At 43.0% G+C, this 18,851-nt stretch carries 18 protein-coding genes; 11 read left to right on the forward strand and 7 right to left on the reverse strand.

Annotation, left to right across the window (positions count from 1 at the left end):
* Positions 1 to 53: 53 nt before the first annotated feature.
* Positions 54 to 1,052: an adenosine deaminase gene (locus KCV09_RS02220; RefSeq protein WP_004936559.1), complete on the forward strand. Its 999-nt coding sequence runs from the start codon at positions 54 to 56 to the stop codon at positions 1,050 to 1,052.
* Positions 1,053 to 1,089: 37 nt separating this feature from the next.
* Here KCV09_RS02220 and KCV09_RS02225 read toward each other — a convergent pair whose 3' ends face one another.
* A complete protein-coding gene (locus KCV09_RS02225; RefSeq protein WP_004946473.1) occupies positions 1,090 to 1,641 on the reverse strand; it encodes a cytochrome b in 552 nt (183 codons plus the stop codon).
* Between the two features lie 200 nt (positions 1,642 to 1,841).
* Here KCV09_RS02225 and KCV09_RS02230 point away from each other — a divergent pair, with 200 nt between their 5' ends.
* The gene (locus KCV09_RS02230; protein ID WP_212515469.1) at positions 1,842 to 2,222 is read left to right on the forward strand and encodes a hypothetical protein; all 381 of its coding nucleotides are present in this window, start codon (positions 1,842 to 1,844) and stop codon (positions 2,220 to 2,222) included.
* A 23-nt stretch (positions 2,223 to 2,245) separates the two neighbouring features.
* A complete protein-coding gene (gene rnhB, locus KCV09_RS02235; protein WP_004936567.1) occupies positions 2,246 to 2,833 on the forward strand; it encodes a ribonuclease HII in 588 nt (195 codons plus the stop codon).
* 72 nt (positions 2,834 to 2,905) lie between these two features.
* Here rnhB and csrA read toward each other — a convergent pair whose 3' ends face one another.
* The 3 genes from csrA to alaS form a co-directional block, all read right to left on the reverse strand.
* Positions 2,906 to 3,160, reverse strand: coding sequence for a carbon storage regulator CsrA (gene csrA / locus KCV09_RS02240; protein WP_004925987.1), 255 nt, complete (start codon positions 3,158 to 3,160; stop codon positions 2,906 to 2,908).
* A gap of 246 nt (positions 3,161 to 3,406) precedes the next feature.
* A complete protein-coding gene (locus tag KCV09_RS02245; RefSeq protein ID WP_004936569.1) occupies positions 3,407 to 4,687 on the reverse strand; it encodes an aspartate kinase in 1,281 nt (426 codons plus the stop codon).
* Between the two features lie 65 nt (positions 4,688 to 4,752).
* On the reverse strand, positions 4,753 to 7,389 hold the full coding sequence (alaS, locus tag KCV09_RS02250) for an alanine--tRNA ligase (protein WP_119025804.1): 2,637 nt from the start codon (positions 7,387 to 7,389) through the stop codon (positions 4,753 to 4,755).
* A 466-nt stretch (positions 7,390 to 7,855) separates the two neighbouring features.
* On the opposite strand from alaS, the gene KCV09_RS02255 reads away from it, so the two are divergent.
* From KCV09_RS02255 to KCV09_RS02275, 5 genes are all read left to right on the forward strand, one after another.
* A complete protein-coding gene (locus tag KCV09_RS02255; RefSeq protein ID WP_076032736.1) occupies positions 7,856 to 8,881 on the forward strand; it encodes a type I glyceraldehyde-3-phosphate dehydrogenase in 1,026 nt (341 codons plus the stop codon).
* Between the two features lie 164 nt (positions 8,882 to 9,045).
* The gene (locus tag KCV09_RS02260) at positions 9,046 to 10,212 is read left to right on the forward strand and encodes an ATP phosphoribosyltransferase regulatory subunit (protein WP_151815712.1); all 1,167 of its coding nucleotides are present in this window, start codon (positions 9,046 to 9,048) and stop codon (positions 10,210 to 10,212) included.
* 69 nt (positions 10,213 to 10,281) lie between these two features.
* Entirely contained in the window at positions 10,282 to 11,601 is a 1,320-nt protein-coding gene (locus tag KCV09_RS02265) for an adenylosuccinate synthase (RefSeq protein ID WP_004936582.1), read from the forward strand.
* Positions 11,602 to 11,710: 109 nt separating this feature from the next.
* Entirely contained in the window at positions 11,711 to 12,022 is a 312-nt protein-coding gene (locus tag KCV09_RS02270; RefSeq protein ID WP_212515745.1) for a hypothetical protein, read from the forward strand.
* Positions 12,023 to 12,137: 115 nt separating this feature from the next.
* A complete protein-coding gene (locus KCV09_RS02275; RefSeq protein WP_004936586.1) occupies positions 12,138 to 12,917 on the forward strand; it encodes a M48 family metallopeptidase in 780 nt (259 codons plus the stop codon).
* 53 nt (positions 12,918 to 12,970) lie between these two features.
* Here the strand turns inward: KCV09_RS02275 and KCV09_RS02280 are convergent, their stop codons facing one another.
* Both KCV09_RS02280 and crp read right to left on the reverse strand, forming a co-directional pair.
* The gene (locus tag KCV09_RS02280; protein WP_151815714.1) at positions 12,971 to 14,017 is read right to left on the reverse strand and encodes an NADP(H)-dependent aldo-keto reductase; all 1,047 of its coding nucleotides are present in this window, start codon (positions 14,015 to 14,017) and stop codon (positions 12,971 to 12,973) included.
* 164 nt (positions 14,018 to 14,181) lie between these two features.
* Positions 14,182 to 14,886 (reverse strand): cAMP-activated global transcriptional regulator CRP, encoded by a 705-nt coding sequence (gene crp / locus KCV09_RS02285; RefSeq protein WP_004936591.1) that lies wholly within the window; start codon positions 14,884 to 14,886, stop codon positions 14,182 to 14,184.
* A gap of 144 nt (positions 14,887 to 15,030) precedes the next feature.
* On the opposite strand from crp, the gene KCV09_RS02290 reads away from it, so the two are divergent.
* Positions 15,031 to 15,453, forward strand: a complete 423-nt coding sequence (locus KCV09_RS02290; RefSeq protein WP_004936595.1) for an OsmC family protein — start codon at positions 15,031 to 15,033, stop codon at positions 15,451 to 15,453.
* Between the two features lie 91 nt (positions 15,454 to 15,544).
* On the opposite strand, the gene gigD is transcribed toward KCV09_RS02290, so the two are convergent.
* Positions 15,545 to 15,997 (reverse strand): Lrp/AsnC family transcriptional regulator GigD, encoded by a 453-nt coding sequence (gene gigD, locus KCV09_RS02295; protein ID WP_212515470.1) that lies wholly within the window; start codon positions 15,995 to 15,997, stop codon positions 15,545 to 15,547.
* A gap of 147 nt (positions 15,998 to 16,144) precedes the next feature.
* On the opposite strand from gigD, the gene kynU reads away from it, so the two are divergent.
* Positions 16,145 to 17,395 (forward strand): kynureninase, encoded by a 1,251-nt coding sequence (gene kynU, locus KCV09_RS02300; RefSeq protein WP_076032730.1) that lies wholly within the window; start codon positions 16,145 to 16,147, stop codon positions 17,393 to 17,395.
* Positions 17,396 to 17,433: 38 nt separating this feature from the next.
* Complete coding sequence (locus KCV09_RS02305) at positions 17,434 to 18,846, forward strand: amino acid permease (protein ID WP_076032729.1); 1,413 nt, start codon at positions 17,434 to 17,436, stop codon at positions 18,844 to 18,846.
* The last annotated feature ends 5 nt before the right edge of the window (positions 18,847 to 18,851 follow it).

Below are 18,851 nucleotides of genomic sequence, written 5' to 3' on the forward strand. Positions count from 1 at the left end.
TAAACTAAAGGGTGTAGTGACTTACACCCTTTTTTATTTTGTAAGGAGTTTGGATGAATCAAGCAGAACTAATTCGTGCCCTGCCGAAAGCAGAATTGCATGTGCATATTGAAGGAACTTTTGAACCTGAGCTAATGTTTGAAATTGCCCAGCGTAACCATATCGATATTCCGTACCAGTCGGTTGAGGAAATCAAACAGGCGTATAACTTTCACAATCTGCAATCTTTCTTAGATATCTACTACGCGGGTGCTAACGTTCTGGTCAATGAGCGTGATTTTTATGATCTTGCTTGGGCATATTTTAAAAAATGTGCGGAAGACCGCGTGGTTCATACAGAAATATTTTTCGATCCACAAACACATACTGAGCGTGGCGTTGCTTTTGAGATTGTATTAAACGGCTTAAAACGCGCTTGTGCAGATGCGAAAGAGCAACTGGGAATTAGCTCTGAGTTGATTATGTGCTTCTTGCGCCATTTAAGCGAAGAAGACGCATTTAAAACGCTCGAACAAGCTTTACCGTATAAATCAGATATTATTGCTGTGGGCTTAGATTCAAGTGAAGTCGGGCATCCTCCTTCTAAGTTCGAGCGTGTTTTTGAAAAAGCGCGTGAAGAAGGCTTCTTGGTTGTCGCCCATGCTGGTGAAGAAGGGCCACCTGAATATGTATGGGAAGCTTTAGATTTACTCAAAGTGAATCGTATTGATCATGGTGTTCGTTCTGAAGAAGATCCGGCACTCATGCAACGTCTGATTCAGGAAAAAATGCCACTCACGGTGTGTCCACTCAGTAACCTCAAGCTTTGTGTTGTCGATGACATGAAGCAGCACAACATTCGCCGTTTGCTTCAGCAAGGCGTGCAGGTTACGGTGAACTCTGATGATCCGTCTTATTTTGGCGGATATATGAATGATAACTTTGTTGCTATTCAAGAGGCTTTGGATTTAAGTCAAGATGAGCTAAAGCAACTTGCGATTAACTCGTTTGAAGCGTCATTTATTGCCGATGAGCAAAAGCAAAAATGGATTGAAGAAATCAAAGCCATTTAAAAGAAAAAAGCATCCTTTCGGGATGCTTTTTTTATGTCTAGCGTTGTCGTGTCATACTTCTGAGCACGTTATCTTTATCAATAAAATGATGTTTTAAAGCTGCCAGTAAATGCCCCACCACCAAGAATCCTGCAATCCATGAAATATAGATATGTAGAGGTTTTACAATGGCGGTGACTTCAGGATTTTCTCCAATCAATTGTGGGATATTAAATAAATAGAGTACAGGTGCAGGGTGGCCCGCACTCCAGCTGTACAAGCAGCCTGTAATCGGCATTGCAAGCAAAATAAGATACAGCGCTAAATGCCCGATATGAGCAAACGTTTTCATCGCAGGTGACATAGTCTCTGGTAACTGCGGAACAGGATGTGTATAGCGCCAAAAAAGACGTATTACCACCAGAAAAATAATCGTGGTTGCAATGTTTTTATGCAGCGTAATCACATCTCCTTTAAAGCTGCCATCGTTTTCGTAACTTAAAAAGTTGCCACTATAAAAGCCAATCATCCAAGCGGCAATAAAGATAATCGCCATAAGCCAGTGAAGTATTTGAGCAGTGCGCGTGTAATACTGAGGGGAAGAAGCCATTTTTTTAAATCCCAACAAGGTCATCATTTTTATATCACCATCATAAAAAGTCTTGATGCGATTAAAAACCAAGAACTTGTAACGATGTGTCTTTTAAACAGAACGATTTGATCTGGTTGTCGGATTAAAGCGCATCACGCTATTTCATAAATAGATGGAGTTGGGCACAATACGCTATTTGAATTTTGAAGGTGAAGCACTTGAAAAAGTTAGCGCTGATGGTATTGCCTGTATGTTTGATTTTTACTTCATGCACCACAATGAATACCACAGGAACAGCACAGACCTCTTCTGGTTCATCGCAACTTGGTATGGCAGCTTTAAAAGTTGCGGTCAATGTTCAGTGCCTGAATAAAATTGAAACCTTACCTGCTTGGAAAAGTGCGACCAAAGTGATGTCGAACGAGCAAAAGCAAAGCATTCAAACCGAAGTTTGCGGTTGTGTCAGTGAAAAAGCACCATATAGTGTGACCACGATGGACATTGCAACAGCCAGTCTTGACCCAGCTGCACGAGCAACTATTGTCAATCAGATTGTCACTAAAACCGTGAGTGAATGTGTGGTACAAACCTTAAATTAAACTAATCAATCTGGGGTTTTACTTTGGAACAAACCAATCTATTTGTTGCAGGAGTCGATGAGGCAGGGCGTGGCCCTTTAGTCGGTTCTGTGGTAGCGGCAGCCGTGATTTTAGATCCTGATCATCCCATTGCTGGATTGAATGATTCTAAAAAATTAACGGAAAAAAAACGTGAAAAGTTGTTTATTGAAATTCAGGAAAAAGCATTGGCTTGGTCGATTGCTGAAGCTACACATACTGAAATTGATGAGCTCAACATCCTGCAAGCTACTTTTTTAGCCATGCGACGCGCGGTTGATGGCTTGCAGCAGCAGCCCATGAAAGTGATTGTAGATGGCAATCAGATTCCAAAGGGAATGACAATTGCCTGTGAAGCGATTGTCGGTGGAGATGCAACGCATGCCGAAATTAGTGCTGCGAGTATTTTAGCCAAAGTGACTCGTGATCGCCAAATGGTTGAACTGGATCAAAAATATCCATTGTTTGGTTTTGCTAAACATAAAGGATATCCAACCAAGGTACATTTTGAGGCAATAGCTCAGTATGGTGTCATTGATGAGCACAGACGCAGTTATGCACCCGTTAAACGTGCCTTAAACCAAGATCAATAGAAAAGTGAAATTGCTAAAATGTTTAAAGCGGCTAAATTAGCCGCTTTAATTTGGGAGGGTATAAATAAAACTTTAGCGATTAAAGTTATTTTGAGAGTAGTTATCGTCTTCAAAAGAAGGCTGATAATCTTGATCTAGGTGCTGAAGATGTTCATGCATTGCGCGTTCATGTTGAATACGTTGATAAATTTCTTCACGGTGAACCGATACTTCTTTCGGTGCATTCACACCAATACGTACCTGATTCCCCTTAACACCAAGCACAGTTACACTGACTTGATCCCCAATCATTAATGTTTCCCCGACACGACGGGTAAGAATCAGCATGTTTATCTCCTTGCAAAATGCTAAACCTGCGATAGTTTTTTCAAAAAGTGAAAACACAACCTCGGAATTGAGAGAATTTTAACAGAATTATTAGAAAATGAGAATTTCTTATAAATTCTGTTGAAATTTTCTTAAAAACCTCTAGCGCTAATATAGCAGAGCCACTATAAAAAACACTATAGTGGCCCTGATTTTTTGTCACGATTCTTTGAAAAGTGAACTAACTTCGGCTTAACTGGTTAATCATTAAGCACGTGCGCTGCTTTCACCATGCTCACGGTCTAAACCAAAAGCAGTATGAAGTGTGCGCACTGCAAGCTCTAAATAATTCTCTTCAATCAAGACTGAAACTTTGATTTCAGACGTCGAAATCATCAGAATATTGATGCTTTCTTCAGCTAAAGCCATGAACATTTTACTTGCAACACCCGCATGTGAACGCATGCCTACACCCACAATCGATACTTTTACAATATCATCACGGGTTGAGACTTCACGTGCACCAATGGTTGAAGCAGTTTCTTCAAGAATTTTCTTGGCTTTAGCCAAATCACCACGGTTTACTGTAAAGGTAAAGTCGGTAGTTCCATCTTCTTCAACATTTTGAACGATCATGTCGACTTCAATGTTGGCAGCACTGATAGGAACTAAAATTTTAGCGGCGATACCCGGTTCATCTGGAACACCCAAAATAGTTAATTTTGCTTCGTCACGATTAAATGCGATACCAGAGATAATCGGTTGTTCCATTGTATCTTCCGCCTCAGTTGTGATTAGTGTACCTACGTTTTGTTTAAATTCTTCATCAAATGCACCGTCGTTGTCGTTGTCAAAGCTTGACAATACACGGAGGGGCACTTGATATTTTCCTGCAAACTCTACAGAGCGAATCTGTAGAACTTTTGAACCCAATGATGCCATTTCCAGCATTTCTTCAAAAGAAATACGATCCACTTTTTTGGCTTTTGGTGCAACACGTGGGTCTGTGGTGTAAACACCGTCCACATCGGTATAAATCTGACATTCGTCTGCTTTGAGTGCGGCAGCCAATGCAACACCTGTAGTATCTGAACCGCCACGACCTAATGTGGTCGTGTTGCCTTTTTCATCTACCCCTTGGAAACCCGCAACGACAAGAACACGTCCTTCGTCAAGATCTGCGGTCATCACGTCGGTATCAATCGATTCAATACGTGCTTTATTGTAAGCGCTGTCTGTTTTGATACCAACTTGACGACCTGTATATGATTTAGCTTCGACCCCAATCGAGTTGAGTGCCATTGCTAACATCGAAATCGTCACCTGTTCACCGGTTGAAACCATCTGGTCTAACTCGCGTGGGTCAGGGGTGTCGGTAATGGCTTTCGCGAGAGCAAGTAGGCGATTGGTTTCGCCACTCATAGCCGATACAACCACAACAACCTTGTGGCCGTGATCATGCCAACGCTTCACACGACGAGCAACATTTAAAATGCGCTCGGGAGTACCCATAGAAGTACCGCCATATTTTTGAACGATTAATGCCATAGTTGTTCCATATAAGCCATGACCCTGAGAGGCTTATTCAGGGTCAGTTACACAAAAGTGAAGTTTTAGTGCTGTTCAAGCCATGCAGGTAATGCTGCAATCACTTGCTCAAACTTCTCGTTTAGTGGCGCGCCACCTTGTGCTAAGTCAGGTTTACCACCGCCTTTGCCGCCTAGTTCGGTTGCAAGATGCTTAATGATATCGCCTGCTTTTAGATTGGCAGTGAACTGTTTGGCAACAGAGGCAATTAGGCTCACTTTGTCGCCTTCAACTCCAGCCAATACAATTACTGCATCCTCTAATTTTGATTTCACACTGTCATGTAAGTTGCGAAGTGATTTCGCATCCATATTCTGTACAGTGGTGATCAGTGTCGAACGACCTGCTACGGTCTGAACTTGGCTTAAAAGTTCAGCCGCCTGGAAGTTTGCTAACTTTTGGTTAAGCTGTTCAATTTGCTTTTGCAATGCTGATGCTTGTTCGACAGCAGCGTGAACACGTTCAACAGTTTGATCTTTTTGAGCTTTTAGTAAGCTATTAATTTGCTGAATATCAGTGTCTGCTTTTTGAATAACTTCAAGTGCCTTGGTGCCTGTAACCGCCTCAATACGACGTACACCGGCAGCCACACCGCCTTCAGATGTAATCTTAAACAAGCCGATATCGCCTGTACGCTGTACATGGATACCACCACAGAGTTCAATCGAGAAGTTGCGCTCGTCAATCACCGAACCCATTGAAAGTACGCGCACTTCATCGCCATACTTTTCACCAAAAAGCATCATCGCGCCTTTGGCTTTGGCAGATTCGATATCGAGTACTTCAACACCGACAGCAGTATTGGCAATAATTTCACGATTAACCAGTTGTTCAACTTGCTGTAATTGTTCAAAACTCACAGGTTGATCATTGGCAAAGTCAAAACGCAGGATATCGCTTGCAACCAAAGAGCCTTTTTGCTGTACATGCGTACCTAAAATTTGACGAAGGGCCGCGTGTAACAAGTGCGTAGCAGAGTGATTGCGGGCCGTTGCAGCACGCAAATCTGCTTTAACAATCGCATCAACTTGTTGAGTGGCTTTAAGGCTACCCATGGTAACAATACCTTGATGAACAAAGGCACCACCAGATTTTTTAGTGTCTTGTACTTCAAAGATACCGGTATCGTTTTTGAAAATACCGGTATCACCGATTTGGCCGCCACTTTCAGCATAAAATGGTGTCTGATTCAGCACGATTAAGGCCTCATCACCTTCTGCAATTTCGTCAACCTGTTCACCATCTTTATAGATGGCAATAATCTGGCCATGACCCGAAGTTGCATCATAACCATCAAATTGAGTTTCGCCATCAACTTTCACAATGCTGTTGTAGTCGACTGCAAACTTGCCCGCATCACGTGCGCGGCGACGCTGTGCTTCCATTTCGCGCTCGAAACCAATTTGATCGATTTCAAGGTCACGTTCGCGTGCGATATCTGCGGTTAAATCTGTTGGGAAACCATAGGTGTCGTATAGTTTGAAAACGGTTTCGCCTGGAATCACTTTGCCAGAAAGCTGAGCAAGTTCGCCTTCAAGTAATTTAAGACCTTGCTCAAGTGTTTTGGCAAATTGTTCTTCTTCTTTAAGGAGTGTGGCTTCGATGCGTGCTTGATCGGTTTTGAGCTGTGGATAAGCATCGCCCATCACATCGATCAATGGCTGTAGCATTTTATGGAAGAACGAGCCTGTTGCACCCAATTTATTACCATGGCGAACTGCACGACGAATGATACGACGCAATACATAACCACGGCCTTCATTTGATGGATTTACACCATCTGCAATCAGGAAGCAGCAAGAGCGGGCGTGATCGGCAACCACACGTAATGACGGTTGGCCGTTATCTTCAACACCAATAATCTCGCAGGCAGATTTGATCAAATGCTGAAACAGGTCGATGTCGTAGTTGGAGTTGACATGTTGTAATACTGCACTGATTCGCTCAAGGCCCATGCCAGTATCAACCGCAGGTGCTGGGAGCGGATGTAAAACACCATCGGCGGTACGGTTAAACTGCATGAAGACGTTATTCCAGATTTCGATGAAACGATCGCCATCTTCTTCTGGAGAACCCGGTAAACCACCCCAAATATGATCGCCATGATCATAGAAAATTTCTGAGCAAGGACCACAAGGGCCTGTATCGCCCATGGCCCAGAAGTTGTCTGAGGCGTACTTTTCACCTTTGTTGTCGCCGATACGAATAATACGCTCAGCTGCAATACCGATGTCTTTATTCCAGATGTCGTAGGCTTCATCATCGGTGTGATAAACCGTCACATACAGTTTGTCTTTTGGTAGGCCTAACCATTGCTCGCTGGTCAGAAAATCCCATGCAAAATGCAGTGCATCACGCTTGAAATAATCACCAAATGAAAAGTTGCCGAGCATTTCAAAAAAGGTGTGATGGCGTGCGGTATAACCTACGTTATCGAGGTCATTGTGCTTGCCGCCTGCACGGACACACTTTTGTGACGACGTAGCACGAACATAATCACGTTTTTCAAGGCCCAAAAAGCAGTCTTTAAACTGGTTCATTCCGGCATTGGTAAAAAGAAGTGTTGGATCATTGGCTGGGACAAGTGAGCTCGATTCAACGCGTGTGTGGCCTTGCGATTCAAAATAACGCAAAAACGCTTCACGGATTTCAGCTGATGTCATAAAACGAGTACTCACAACCAAGTCACTCCATAAATTCTTAATAGGCTATATGCACGCAATTTGTATTGATCATTGATTTTAAACAAGCACTAAATTGCGGCGTGGCATAAATGTTAAAAGCGCTAAATTATAACGGAAAATACCTATTCGACCAATGATTTTAAAGAGAAATGATGACAAAACTGTGCAATTTAACCCCTGAACTGTGCGTCTTAAATTCTCTAACTCAAGATAAGAGTTATTTTTCAATCAATTGATACAAAATTGCCTCGCTTTGTATAGCAATCTATTTGTTTGAAAAATGTGCATCTATTTTTGATATTCGCTTTTAACTCTAAAATCAGACATCAACATGGCCGGTTAAAAAATAATAAAGCAGCGTTTAAGCACAGTGGAAGGCTATCTTCAATCGGGTCAATCCATTACCATAGATGCAGTTTAAGTTTGGGCGTGTCAAGGATTTACCATGCAACGTATTGCCATTAATGGTTTTGGTCGAATTGGTCGAAATGTTCTGCGTGCTTGGTTCGAAAATCCGAAGTCGTTTAACTTTGAAATTGTGGCATTAAATGATGTAGCCGATGTGAAAACACTCGCGCATCTATTTAAGTACGATACCACGCATGGACCTTTTCATGGTCAGGTTGCCATCGAAATTGAAAATGAGCAGGTTTATTTGTCGATTCAGGCGCATGGGCGAACACTCAAAGTACAGGTGTATCGTGAAGAAGCACCTGAAAATCTGCCTTGGAAAGCGCTTGATGTGGATGTTGTACTAGAATGTACCGGATTGTTTAGATCACATGCCGATGCTATTCGGCATTTGGGCGCTGGGGCAAAACGTGTGATTATCGGTGCAGCGCCATTCGATAAAGTCGATGCAGCGATTGTATACGGTGTCAACCACGCCGATGTAAAACCAACAGATCGAATCATTTCCAGTGTGTCCTGTACCACGCAGGCGTTGGTTCCCTTGGTCAAGATTATCGATGATGCATTTGGCATCGAAACAGCACTAATGACCGAAATACATGCTGTCACTGCCGATCAGGCTGTTTTGGATCATGCACACCGGGACTTACGTCGGGCACGTGCATCGGGTCAAAATATTATTCCGACCACATCGAGTGCCTTGGGTGCATTAAAGCGTGTTTTGCCTAAAATGGAAGACCGTATAGAAGGGTATTCGATTCGTGTTCCAACCATCAATGTTGCCGCGATTGATCTGAGTTTTGTGGCACAATCTGCGGTTACGGTGCATCATTTAAATGAGGTACTCAGTAATGCTGCGCGCCTCGACTATGCCGAAATCATGGCCGTTACCGACGAGCCGCTCGTATCGAGTGATTTTAATCATTCACCTTACTCATTGATTGTGGATTTAACCCAGACACTTGTAGTAGGGCGTCAGGCCAAGGTTTTTGCGTGGTACGATAACGAGTGGGGCTATGCAAATCGGTTGCTCGATTTGTGCGAATCCTTCCATGGTTGAGGCTTAAGCACCTGAAACAGAATTAAATTTGTGGATATGTAATAAATCCTAAAATTCTCAGGTGCATGCGTGAAAGTATCGTGCTAGACTAGGAGAAATCGGGTGTGTTCCCGATTTTTTTATGCGGGTTATATGCCGCCTTAAACAGATTTTAGGTTTGAAACATGCCGATTTCAGAGACATGGTTGCTCCCTGACGGGGTTGCAGATGTATTACCCGAACAAGCGCAAGTAATCGAAACACTTCGCCGACAAGCTCTCGATTTCCTCGCATCCCGAGGTTATCAACTGGTATATACACCATTTATCGAATATATCGAATCTTTGTCTTTATTATCAGAGTCTAACAATGACCTTGATTTGGTCACTTTTAAGGTGATCGATCAGCTTTCTGGGCGGTTGCTGGGTGTTCGTGCAGACATGACCCCACAAGTGGCACGTATTGATGCCCATGTTCGCTCAATCGACGGTGTAGCGCGCTATTGCTATGCGGGCACGGTCTTACATACAAAACCACAGAATTTCAATTCCACGCGTGCACCATTACAACTCGGTGCAGAGCTCTATGGTCATGAAAGCCTAGAAGCAGACATCGAAATGGTCGATGTGATGCTTGGACTGATTCAGCACGCTATAAAGCTGGATGGTCTACATCTAGATCTTGGACATGTTGGACTGTTTCGTAGTCTGGTTAAACGTGCTGGCCTAAACAAGCAAACCGAACAGGATTTATCTGACTTGTATCAACGCAAGGCATTGCCGGAGCTTGAGCAAGTGACGAAAACACTGCCGTTTGGTTCGGATTTTTATGCACTCGGACGTTATGCAAGTGACTTAAATGCGCTTGAGCAGCATTTAAGCCAAGATGTGTTAAGTGACATCGCGTTTTGCCGTGCACTGCATGATTTAAAAACCACACTGACACAAATTCAAACGCGCTGGCCAAATTTACATATTGGCATTGATGTCGTTGAACTACGCAGTTACCACTATCACACAGGCCTCATGTATGCTGTTTACGCACCGAATCGTGCGGCACCGCTTGCACAAGGCGGGCGCTATGATGGCATTGGTGAGCACTTTGGTCGCGCACGTCCTGCGACAGGTTTTAGTTGTGACTTATACGCACTGTGTGGCGGGCAGTTCAAAGAGATCGACATTGTGGTGGCACCTGCTGGACAAGAACCAGCGTTACAAGCTGCAATTGCACAGGCACGTCAGAATGGATTACGCGTGATTCAACTGCTTGGCAACGACGATTTAAGTTCAGTACCTTATGCAACGCATCAGATGGTGTTTGCGCAAGCACAATGGACAATTCACAAGATTTAAGTGTTTGTTTGCCAAGCATGCAAGGCAAATAAATGTTCAATTTTAACAGCATGATGTAATGAGGCTATTATGGGCAAAAATGTTGTGGTACTCGGTACCCAATGGGGCGACGAAGGTAAAGGTAAGATCGTCGACCTGCTCACAGATCAGGCGGCTGCAGTCGTACGTTATCAAGGCGGGCACAATGCAGGGCATACTCTTGTCGTAGGTGGAAAGAAAACTGTATTGCACCTCATTCCATCAGGCATTTTACGTGAAAACGTGTTGTGCTTAATTGGAAATGGCGTGGTACTTTCGCCTGCTGCATTAATTAAAGAAATGGCAATTTTGGAAGAAGAAGGCGTACCTGTGAAGGAACGTTTACGTATTTCTCCAAACTGTCCACTTATTTTGCCAAACCACATTGCTCTTGACCAAGCGCGTGAGAAAAAGCGCGGCAATGCCAAAATCGGGACAACAGGTCGTGGTATTGGTCCAGCGTACGAAGATAAGGTCGCGCGCCGTGCAGTACGTGTTGCCGATTTGGTTCGTGGTGGTGCAGCACTTGAAGAAAAACTTCAAGAAATGCTTGAGCTACACAACTTCCAGCTCACTCAATTCTACGGTGTAGAAGAAGTGAAGTTTGAAGATGTACTTGCATTATGCAACGAATGGCGCGAAGTTTTGGCACCACTTGTCATTGATGTCACCAAAGTTCTACATGATTACCGCAAAGAAGGTAAAGCGATCATGTTTGAAGGTGCGCAAGGTTCATTGCTTGATATCGACCATGGTACATATCCGTTTGTTACCAGCTCAAACACTACAGCAGGTGGTGTGAGTTCTGGTTCGGGTATGGGGCCATTGCACCTTGACTATGTGCTTGGTATTACCAAAGCATATACCACGCGTGTGGGTTCTGGTCCGTTTCCAACGGAATTGGTTTACAATGCAGCGACCGATGAAGGTGATGCAGTTGGTAAGCACTTGGGTACTGTGGGTCACGAATTTGGTGCATCAACTGGTCGTCAGCGTCGTTGTGGCTGGTTCGATGCAGAAATTTTGCGTCGTTCGGTTGATGTAAACTCACTTTCTGGTATTTGCTTGACTAAACTCGACGTTTTAGACGGTTTAGAAGAAGTGAAGATCTGTGTGGGTTATGAAAATACAGATTCAGGCTGTGCAGGTTCTTCAGATGCGATCTCATTTGAAAGCTTAAAACCTATCTATGAAAGCATGCCGGGCTGGACGGAATCTACAGTGGGTCTAACCAGCGTAGATCAGTTACCTGCCAATGCAATTGCCTACGTAAAACGTATTGAGCAACTGATTGGTTGTCCAATCGACATTATCTCGACGGGTCCAGACCGTGCAGAGACGATCGTATTGCGTCATCCATTTTCTGCATAAGAAAATGCAGTGACCTACGACTAAAGAAAAGCTCCTTAAGGGAGCTTTTCTTTTGGATATTGTTAAAATAAAAACAACCATTAAAGATGAACAGAAGCAGAATCCATCAATGAAAATTTTGCCCAATATTGCACAAACTATTTTTTATTCATTATTGTTTGCAATTGGCGGTGCACCCACCATCGGCATGTGGATTGCACGCATTCAAACCCAGAATCCCGATTTAGTTTTAACTGCATTTATTGGTCTGACCGTAATTATCGCCTGTGTGTTGGTTCCTGTTGTGCTCATTCAAAATAGCTATTTGCTGGTCAAGCGCAACAATGTGCTACTCGATGATAAAATCAAACCATTATCGAAGTTTTACTTTGTGGTGGACTTATGTTGTTTGGCCTCTTGGGTGTACTTTGTAGTGGTTTAATCACACTGGTTACATAAATCCTATGATGTTTTCTCAATTCTTCGATATGTTTTAAATATAATGCACCCGAAAACAGAGACATACACTCGTTCATGTCGCGTTCTGGAGTAAAACGATGAATAATAAATTTTTAATGGGTTTTTGCGCGGCCACAGCCATCTCACTTTCTGGATGTGCGTCTTTAGGTGAATTTTCAGGCACAGATTCTGCGACCTTAAATGCCAGTGCAGCGCAAAGTTTCTCGCAAATGCGACAAGAAGCACAGCAAAAAGGCATACTCGATACCAGTTCATCGACCTATCGACGTATTAATACTGTAATGCAGCGTATGATTCCATATGCCAACCAGATGAATCAGACAGGTCAGCCGTTCCAATGGCAACTGGCGGTGATCAAGTCGGATACCATTAATGCATATGTAGCGCCAGGCGGCAAAGTTGTGTTTTATACTGGAATTGTCAATAAGCTTAATTTGTCTGACAACGAAATTGCTGCCGTAATGGGACATGAAATGACCCACGCCTTAGAAGAGCATGCAAAAAGTAAGCTTGGTGCTCAAAATCTTACTGGCTTAGCGCTGAATTTAGGCAAAGCCTATGCGGGTGACAGTATTGGTCAGTTTGGCTCTGCTGCACTCGATTTAGGCAGTCAGGTCGGTGTAGGTCTACCGTACTCTCGTAATTTGGAAACACGTGCCGATTACGGTGGCCTCATGCTCATGGCCAAATCAGGTTATAACCCGCAGGCTGCAATTACATTGTGGGAAAAAATGAATAAACTCGAAGGTGCAGGTGGTCCGTCATTCCTATCGACTCACCCTTCAAATTCACAGCGTATTGGCGAAATGCGCAAGAATTTACCTGCTGCAATGGCTGTTTATAACAACCGCCGTTAATAAAATGATGAAAAAAGGGATGCCATCGCATCCCTTTTTTTTGTCTGTTCAGCTTAAGGCGCAGGGTTAGGTTGTTGAATATGGATCTTTTCAATTTCTTGTAACAGCGCTGGATCGAGTGTGAGATCAAACGCAGCAATATTTTCTTTTAACTGATCAAGACTGGTGGCACCAATGATGGTGCTGGTTACAAAGAATTGCTGTTTGATAAAGGCCAGTGCCAGTTGAGTTAGAGTTAGGCCATGTTGTTCTGCCAATTGTGCATAGCGCTCGGTGGCCCATTCGCTTTGAGGGTTACTGTAGCGGGTAAAGCGCGGAAAAAGCGTGACGCGTGCATTGGCTGGGCGTGCGCCATGTCTGAACTTACCGGTTAAATAACCAAAAGCCAATGGCGAGTAGGCCAATAGCCCAATGCCTTCATATCTGGCAATTTCCGACATGCCCACTTCATAGGTTCGGTTTAGCAGATTATACGGGTTTTGAATACTCACAAAACGATCTACACCCAGCTCTTTTGCCAGTGATAAAAACTTCATGGTGCCCCAAGGGGTTTCATTCGATAAACCAATATAACGAATTCGACCATTTTGGATTTCTTTTTGCAGCGCAATTAAGGTGTCATGCATGGCCTGTACATCGTACTCGGCCTCTGCTTGTGCGTTTGCATAACCTAATGTGCCAAAAAAGTTGGTATTACGTTCTGGCCAGTGCAACTGATACAAATCGATATAATCTGTGTGGAGACGTTTTAAGGATAGGTCGAGTGCTTCGGAAATATGTTGACCAAAACGCGTTTCTCCTTCACGGATGTGACTTCCCCCAAAGGCTGGCCCCGCAATTTTCGATGCTAAAAATATCTGATCGCGCCGACCATGCTGTGCAAACCATTGTCCTAAAATTTTTTCTGTGGCGCCGTAGGTTTCAGGCTTAGGTGGAACCGAATACATTTCTGCGGTATCCCAAAAATTGATCCCTTGTTCGAGCGCATAATGGAGCTGTTCAAAGGCCTCTTGCTGGGAGTTTTGTTCGCCAAAGGTCATGGTGCCTAAACAAATTTCAGGTACCTTTATATCACTGTGACCGAGTCGATTAAATTGCATACTAAGTATTCCCTTAATGTGAGTCATGTCATGCATGAATTGATAAGATTTGAATTAACTTAAAGCATAATTAGAGCTATAAATGTCAGTTTTTCGTATTGTTGTGCATTTAGGGCTGTAAAAAAAGCAAACCCTGAGGTTTGCTTTTTGGTATTTAGAAAAACTTATTCGTCATCAGTTTCATCATCGTGATAATTTTGTGCTTCTAAAGAAGCATCAAAAATCAGGATTGCCTTACCATCGGTTTCAATCATGCCTTGCTCTTCAAGCGTTTTTAAAACACGACCTACCATTTCACGAGAACAACCAACAATGCGGCCAATTTCCTGGCGTGTGATTCGAATCTGACGACCATTCGGTAAAATCATGGCTTCTGGCTGGCTCGCAAGATCGATGAGGCAACGTGCAATACGGCCCGAAACATCGATAAACGCAAGATCGGTCACCTTACGCGTGGTATTTTTCAGGCGACGCACCAACTGAGCAAAAACCGCATAACTTAAGTCTGGAAATTGCTTGCTGAGTTCATGAAAATTATCGTAAGAGATTTCAGCAATTTCACATACATCACGCGTTCTTACTTCTGCTGTACGTTGTGGGTTCGATTCGAACAGTCCCATCTCGCCAAAGAAGTCGCCTGGATTGAGATAAGCCACAACGATTTCACGCTCGTCATCTTCACGTAAAATAATGGAAACTGAACCTTTTAAAATCAAATATAAAGACTTAGATTCTGAACCTGCATCAACGATCGTGGTACGTTTAGGATAACGATTGATGTTTGCTCTTTTTAATAGTGCTTTGACTGATTCAGGTAACTGACCAGGTGATAGAGCATCTGTACTAAGTTGTGAGAAATTTGATGTCATTACTAAAGTTTCCAAAGAGGATAATAAGATCGCACAAGACTCAAATGAGTGTATTCATACACGGGAGATGAAATTCCTTCTCAACCCATTTTATGCTAGTGTACAGCTATACTGTAAATTTATAGCTTTTTTTAAGGAGTTGCAATGCAAACAAGTGTACATTGGTTAGAGAATGTCGCCTTCGAAGCAAAATCCGAAAGTGGCCATTCTGTGACCATGGACGGCTCTGCCGCTTATGGGGGTGAAAACCGTGGTCCACGTCCTATGGAATTGATTTTAATGGGACTTGGTGGGTGTGCTTCGTTTGATATTGTGACTATTTTAAAGAAAGCGCGTCAAGATGTGACAGATGTCGTGTGTGAGCTGAAAGCTGAGCGAGCAGACACCATTCCTGCTGTATTCACCAAAATCCATTTACATTTTGTGGTCACTGGCAAAGCGGTCAAAGAAAAGCAAGTGGCCAAAGCCATCGAACTTTCTGCAGAGAAATATTGTTCTGCAAGTAAAATGCTGACCGATGGGGGAGTTGAAATTACCCACGACTTTGAGATCATTGAAGCGACATAAGCATACATCGTTCAAAGTATAAAAACAGTGATAAAAAATGCTGACTTTGAGTCAGCTTTTTTATGCCTTTTGATGTTGTAGCTCAATCACTCTAGATCGGATTTTTCTGAATGACTTTGTCGAGAATGATCTTTGAGTTGATGCTCATGATTCCCTTGATCTTATTGAGCTTATTGATGATAAATTGAGAAAAGTCGGTCAGATCCTTAGTGGCCACATGCAGTACATAATTGGCATCGCCAGTAATAATGTAGGCATGAATGACTTCATCACATTGATCGATTTGATTTAAAAATGCTTTATGCTCGTGCTCGGTCAATTGAGCCAGTTTGATTTCCACAATCGCTTCAATTTTAATGCCCAATTTCTGATAATTGAGTTTTGCCTGATACTTTTCAATAATTCCGCTAGATTCTAAAATTTTTATCCGCCGATGACATGCCGATGCTGAAAGATGAACCAGATCAGCCAGTTCTTGATGGCTCAATCGTGCATTATCTCGTAATAATCCCAGTATTTTTAAATCGATTGTGTCTAAATTCATGTTTGAACTATATCCGTATAAACTCGTTATTTCTCGGATAATATCCTAAAATTTGAAATTTATGCTGATGATTATCGAATAAAATAAAAAAAACGCCGTGCTAAAATCGAATAATAAACGAACAGTTACACACGGATGGACCAATCAATGATTACCTTGGAACAATGTTTATTTTGGGATCACGAAGATGAACTGAAACATCTTCGTAATGAATTTTCGCTGCCTGAAGGTGTGATTTATCTCGACGGTAATTCGCTAGGTGCGCGGCCAAAAAAAGCCTTGAGCTATGCCGATCATGTTATTCGCCAGCAGTGGGGCGAAGATTTGATCAATAGCTGGAACAAGGCCGACTGGTGGGGGCTCCCAATACGACTTGGCAATAAACTGGGGCAGCTCATCGGCGCGAATCCAGATGAAACGGTGGTGTCGGACTCCACAACGCTGAATCTATTTAAGGTGTTATCTGCGGCAGTCAAAATACAGGCAGAGCAGCATCCTGAACGTAAATTAATTGTGGCAGAAAAAGAATCCTTCCCAACCGATATTTATATCATTGAAGGATTTATCGATCTGATCAACCAAGGATATCGCATTGAATTAATTGATGGTGTGACGGGTTTAAATCAAATACTCAGCACTGATGTGGCCGTAGTGGTGCTGTCTCATGTCAATTATCGAACTGGTTATTTGTATGATATGGCTGAGATCAATCAGAAAATACATACAAATAACGCATTGGTGATCTGGGATTTGTGTCATTCGGTGGGTGCGGTTCCAATGGCGTTAAATGAGACCAACAGCGATTTTGCGATTGGTTGCACCTATAAATATTTAAATGGAGGCCCGGGTTCGCCCGCTTTCTTATGGGTTAATCCAAAGCATTTGCAAAAATTCTGGCAACCATTGTCGGGTTGGTGGGGGCATCAAAAACCTTTTGATATGGCACAGCATTATGAGCCAGCCAACAATATCCGTCGTTATTTATGTGGTACACAGCCGATTATCTCCATGAGCCTGATCGAATGTGGACTGGATATTTTCTTAAAAACCAATTTAGAGAAAATTCGTGAGAAATCCCTAAAGCTCACCGATTTATTTATGCGCCTTATGCAGCAAGAATGTGCTGCTTATGGATTTGAGCTGGTGACACCAACCGAACATGCCGAACGTGGCAGCCATGTCAGTTATCGACATGCACATGGTTATGAAATTATTCAGGCACTTATTGCGCGAGGAGTGATCGGCGATTACCGCGAACCTGAAGTGCTGCGCTTTGGAGTTACGCCGTTGTATGTGGGCTTTGAAGATATCTGGCAAGCGGTGCAGCAGCTCAAACAGATCATGCAAAACAACGAATGGAAAAATGAACAATATTTGGTGCGGGCAGCAGTGACCTGATGGTCACCTCTATATGACGCGCAGGCCAGGAGGGCCTTATGGATAGTTTTGAAAAAATTCAATCTCGTGAAGCGGGACTACACAAGAAATTGACCGCAAAACAAATGGGCATGATTGCAATTGGAGGTGCAATTGGTACAGGGCTATTTATGGGTAGTAAGTTTGCCATTAGCTTTGCAGGTCCAGGAGTAATTTTAAGTTATGCAATTGGTGGATTAATTGCATTTGCCTTAATGGCTTGTCTTGCCGAAATGACGGTACAACACCCGACATCAGGTTCATTTGGTGCCTATGCCGAGCACTATATGGGGCCATTGGCTGGATTTCTGGTCCGATATAGTTATTGGGCGTGTATTGTGCTGGCGGTAGGAACTGAAATTACTGCGGTTGCGGACTATATGAAAATGTGGTTTCCGCATGTTGCTTCATGGATATGGATTGTCTTCTTTTCGGGTACGTTACTTGCGGTGAATGCGTATAGCGTGAAAGCATTTGGGTTGGTGGAGTATTGGTTTTCGACCATTAAGATTTTTGCGATTGTGGTATTTATTCTTCTCGCAATTTCCATTTTAACTCAAAGCCACAACGCAGGACATCAACTGGCGACCAATCTGATTGGTCAAGGTGGATTTATGCCCAATGGTGTTAAGGGTGTCTGGATTGGTGTCATCATTTCTATTTTTAGCTATTTAAGTATCGAAATGATCGCGGTTGCGGCAGGAGAAGCCTCAGATCCTGAAAAAGCAGTAAAATATGCCTTTAAAAGTACGGCTATTCGTTTGGTTCTGTTTTATCTGTTATCGCTGTTTTTAATTGTAGCGTTGGTGCCATGGACAGCACTGATCGCAAAAGATGCTACCAGCCCTTTTGTGATGGTCATGAAAATTGTGGGCATTCCGTTTGCCGACAGTATTCTCAACTTTATTGTGATTGTTGCGGCGCTTTCGGCTATGAATAGTATGCTGTATATCTCCACTCGAATGCTGTTTAGCTTATCGCGTGCTGGAGATGCCCCAAAACTATTTGGAAAGATTAGTTCTCAAGGGGTGCCATTCAATGCCTTGATGCTCTCTGCAATGGGAATTGGGGTAGCCAGCGTCGTGTATACACTCAATCCTGCGTCTGCATTTCCGATCATGATTGCATTATCAATGTTTGGTGCACTCTTTACTTGGGGCAGTATTTTCGTTACGCATCTTTTTTTCAGGGCACGTTTGAGTAAAAGCAATACTGCATTGAAATATCGTATTCCGATGAGCCGTGTGATTGCTTGGTTCGGTTTGCTTAGCATATTCAGTATTACGCTCACAACTTGGTTTACCCAAGAGTTTAAATCCACTTTACAGTTCGGATTGCCCTTTATATTGGTACTGGTGTGTTTTTATTATTTCAAACCAAATCCTGCGCGGATGAACCTTCCGCATAAAGAAAATTCGATTGAAAAACTCTGAATGAT

The organism is Acinetobacter soli (assembly GCF_018139125.1).
Taxonomy (GTDB): Bacteria; Pseudomonadota; Gammaproteobacteria; order Pseudomonadales; family Moraxellaceae; genus Acinetobacter; species Acinetobacter soli.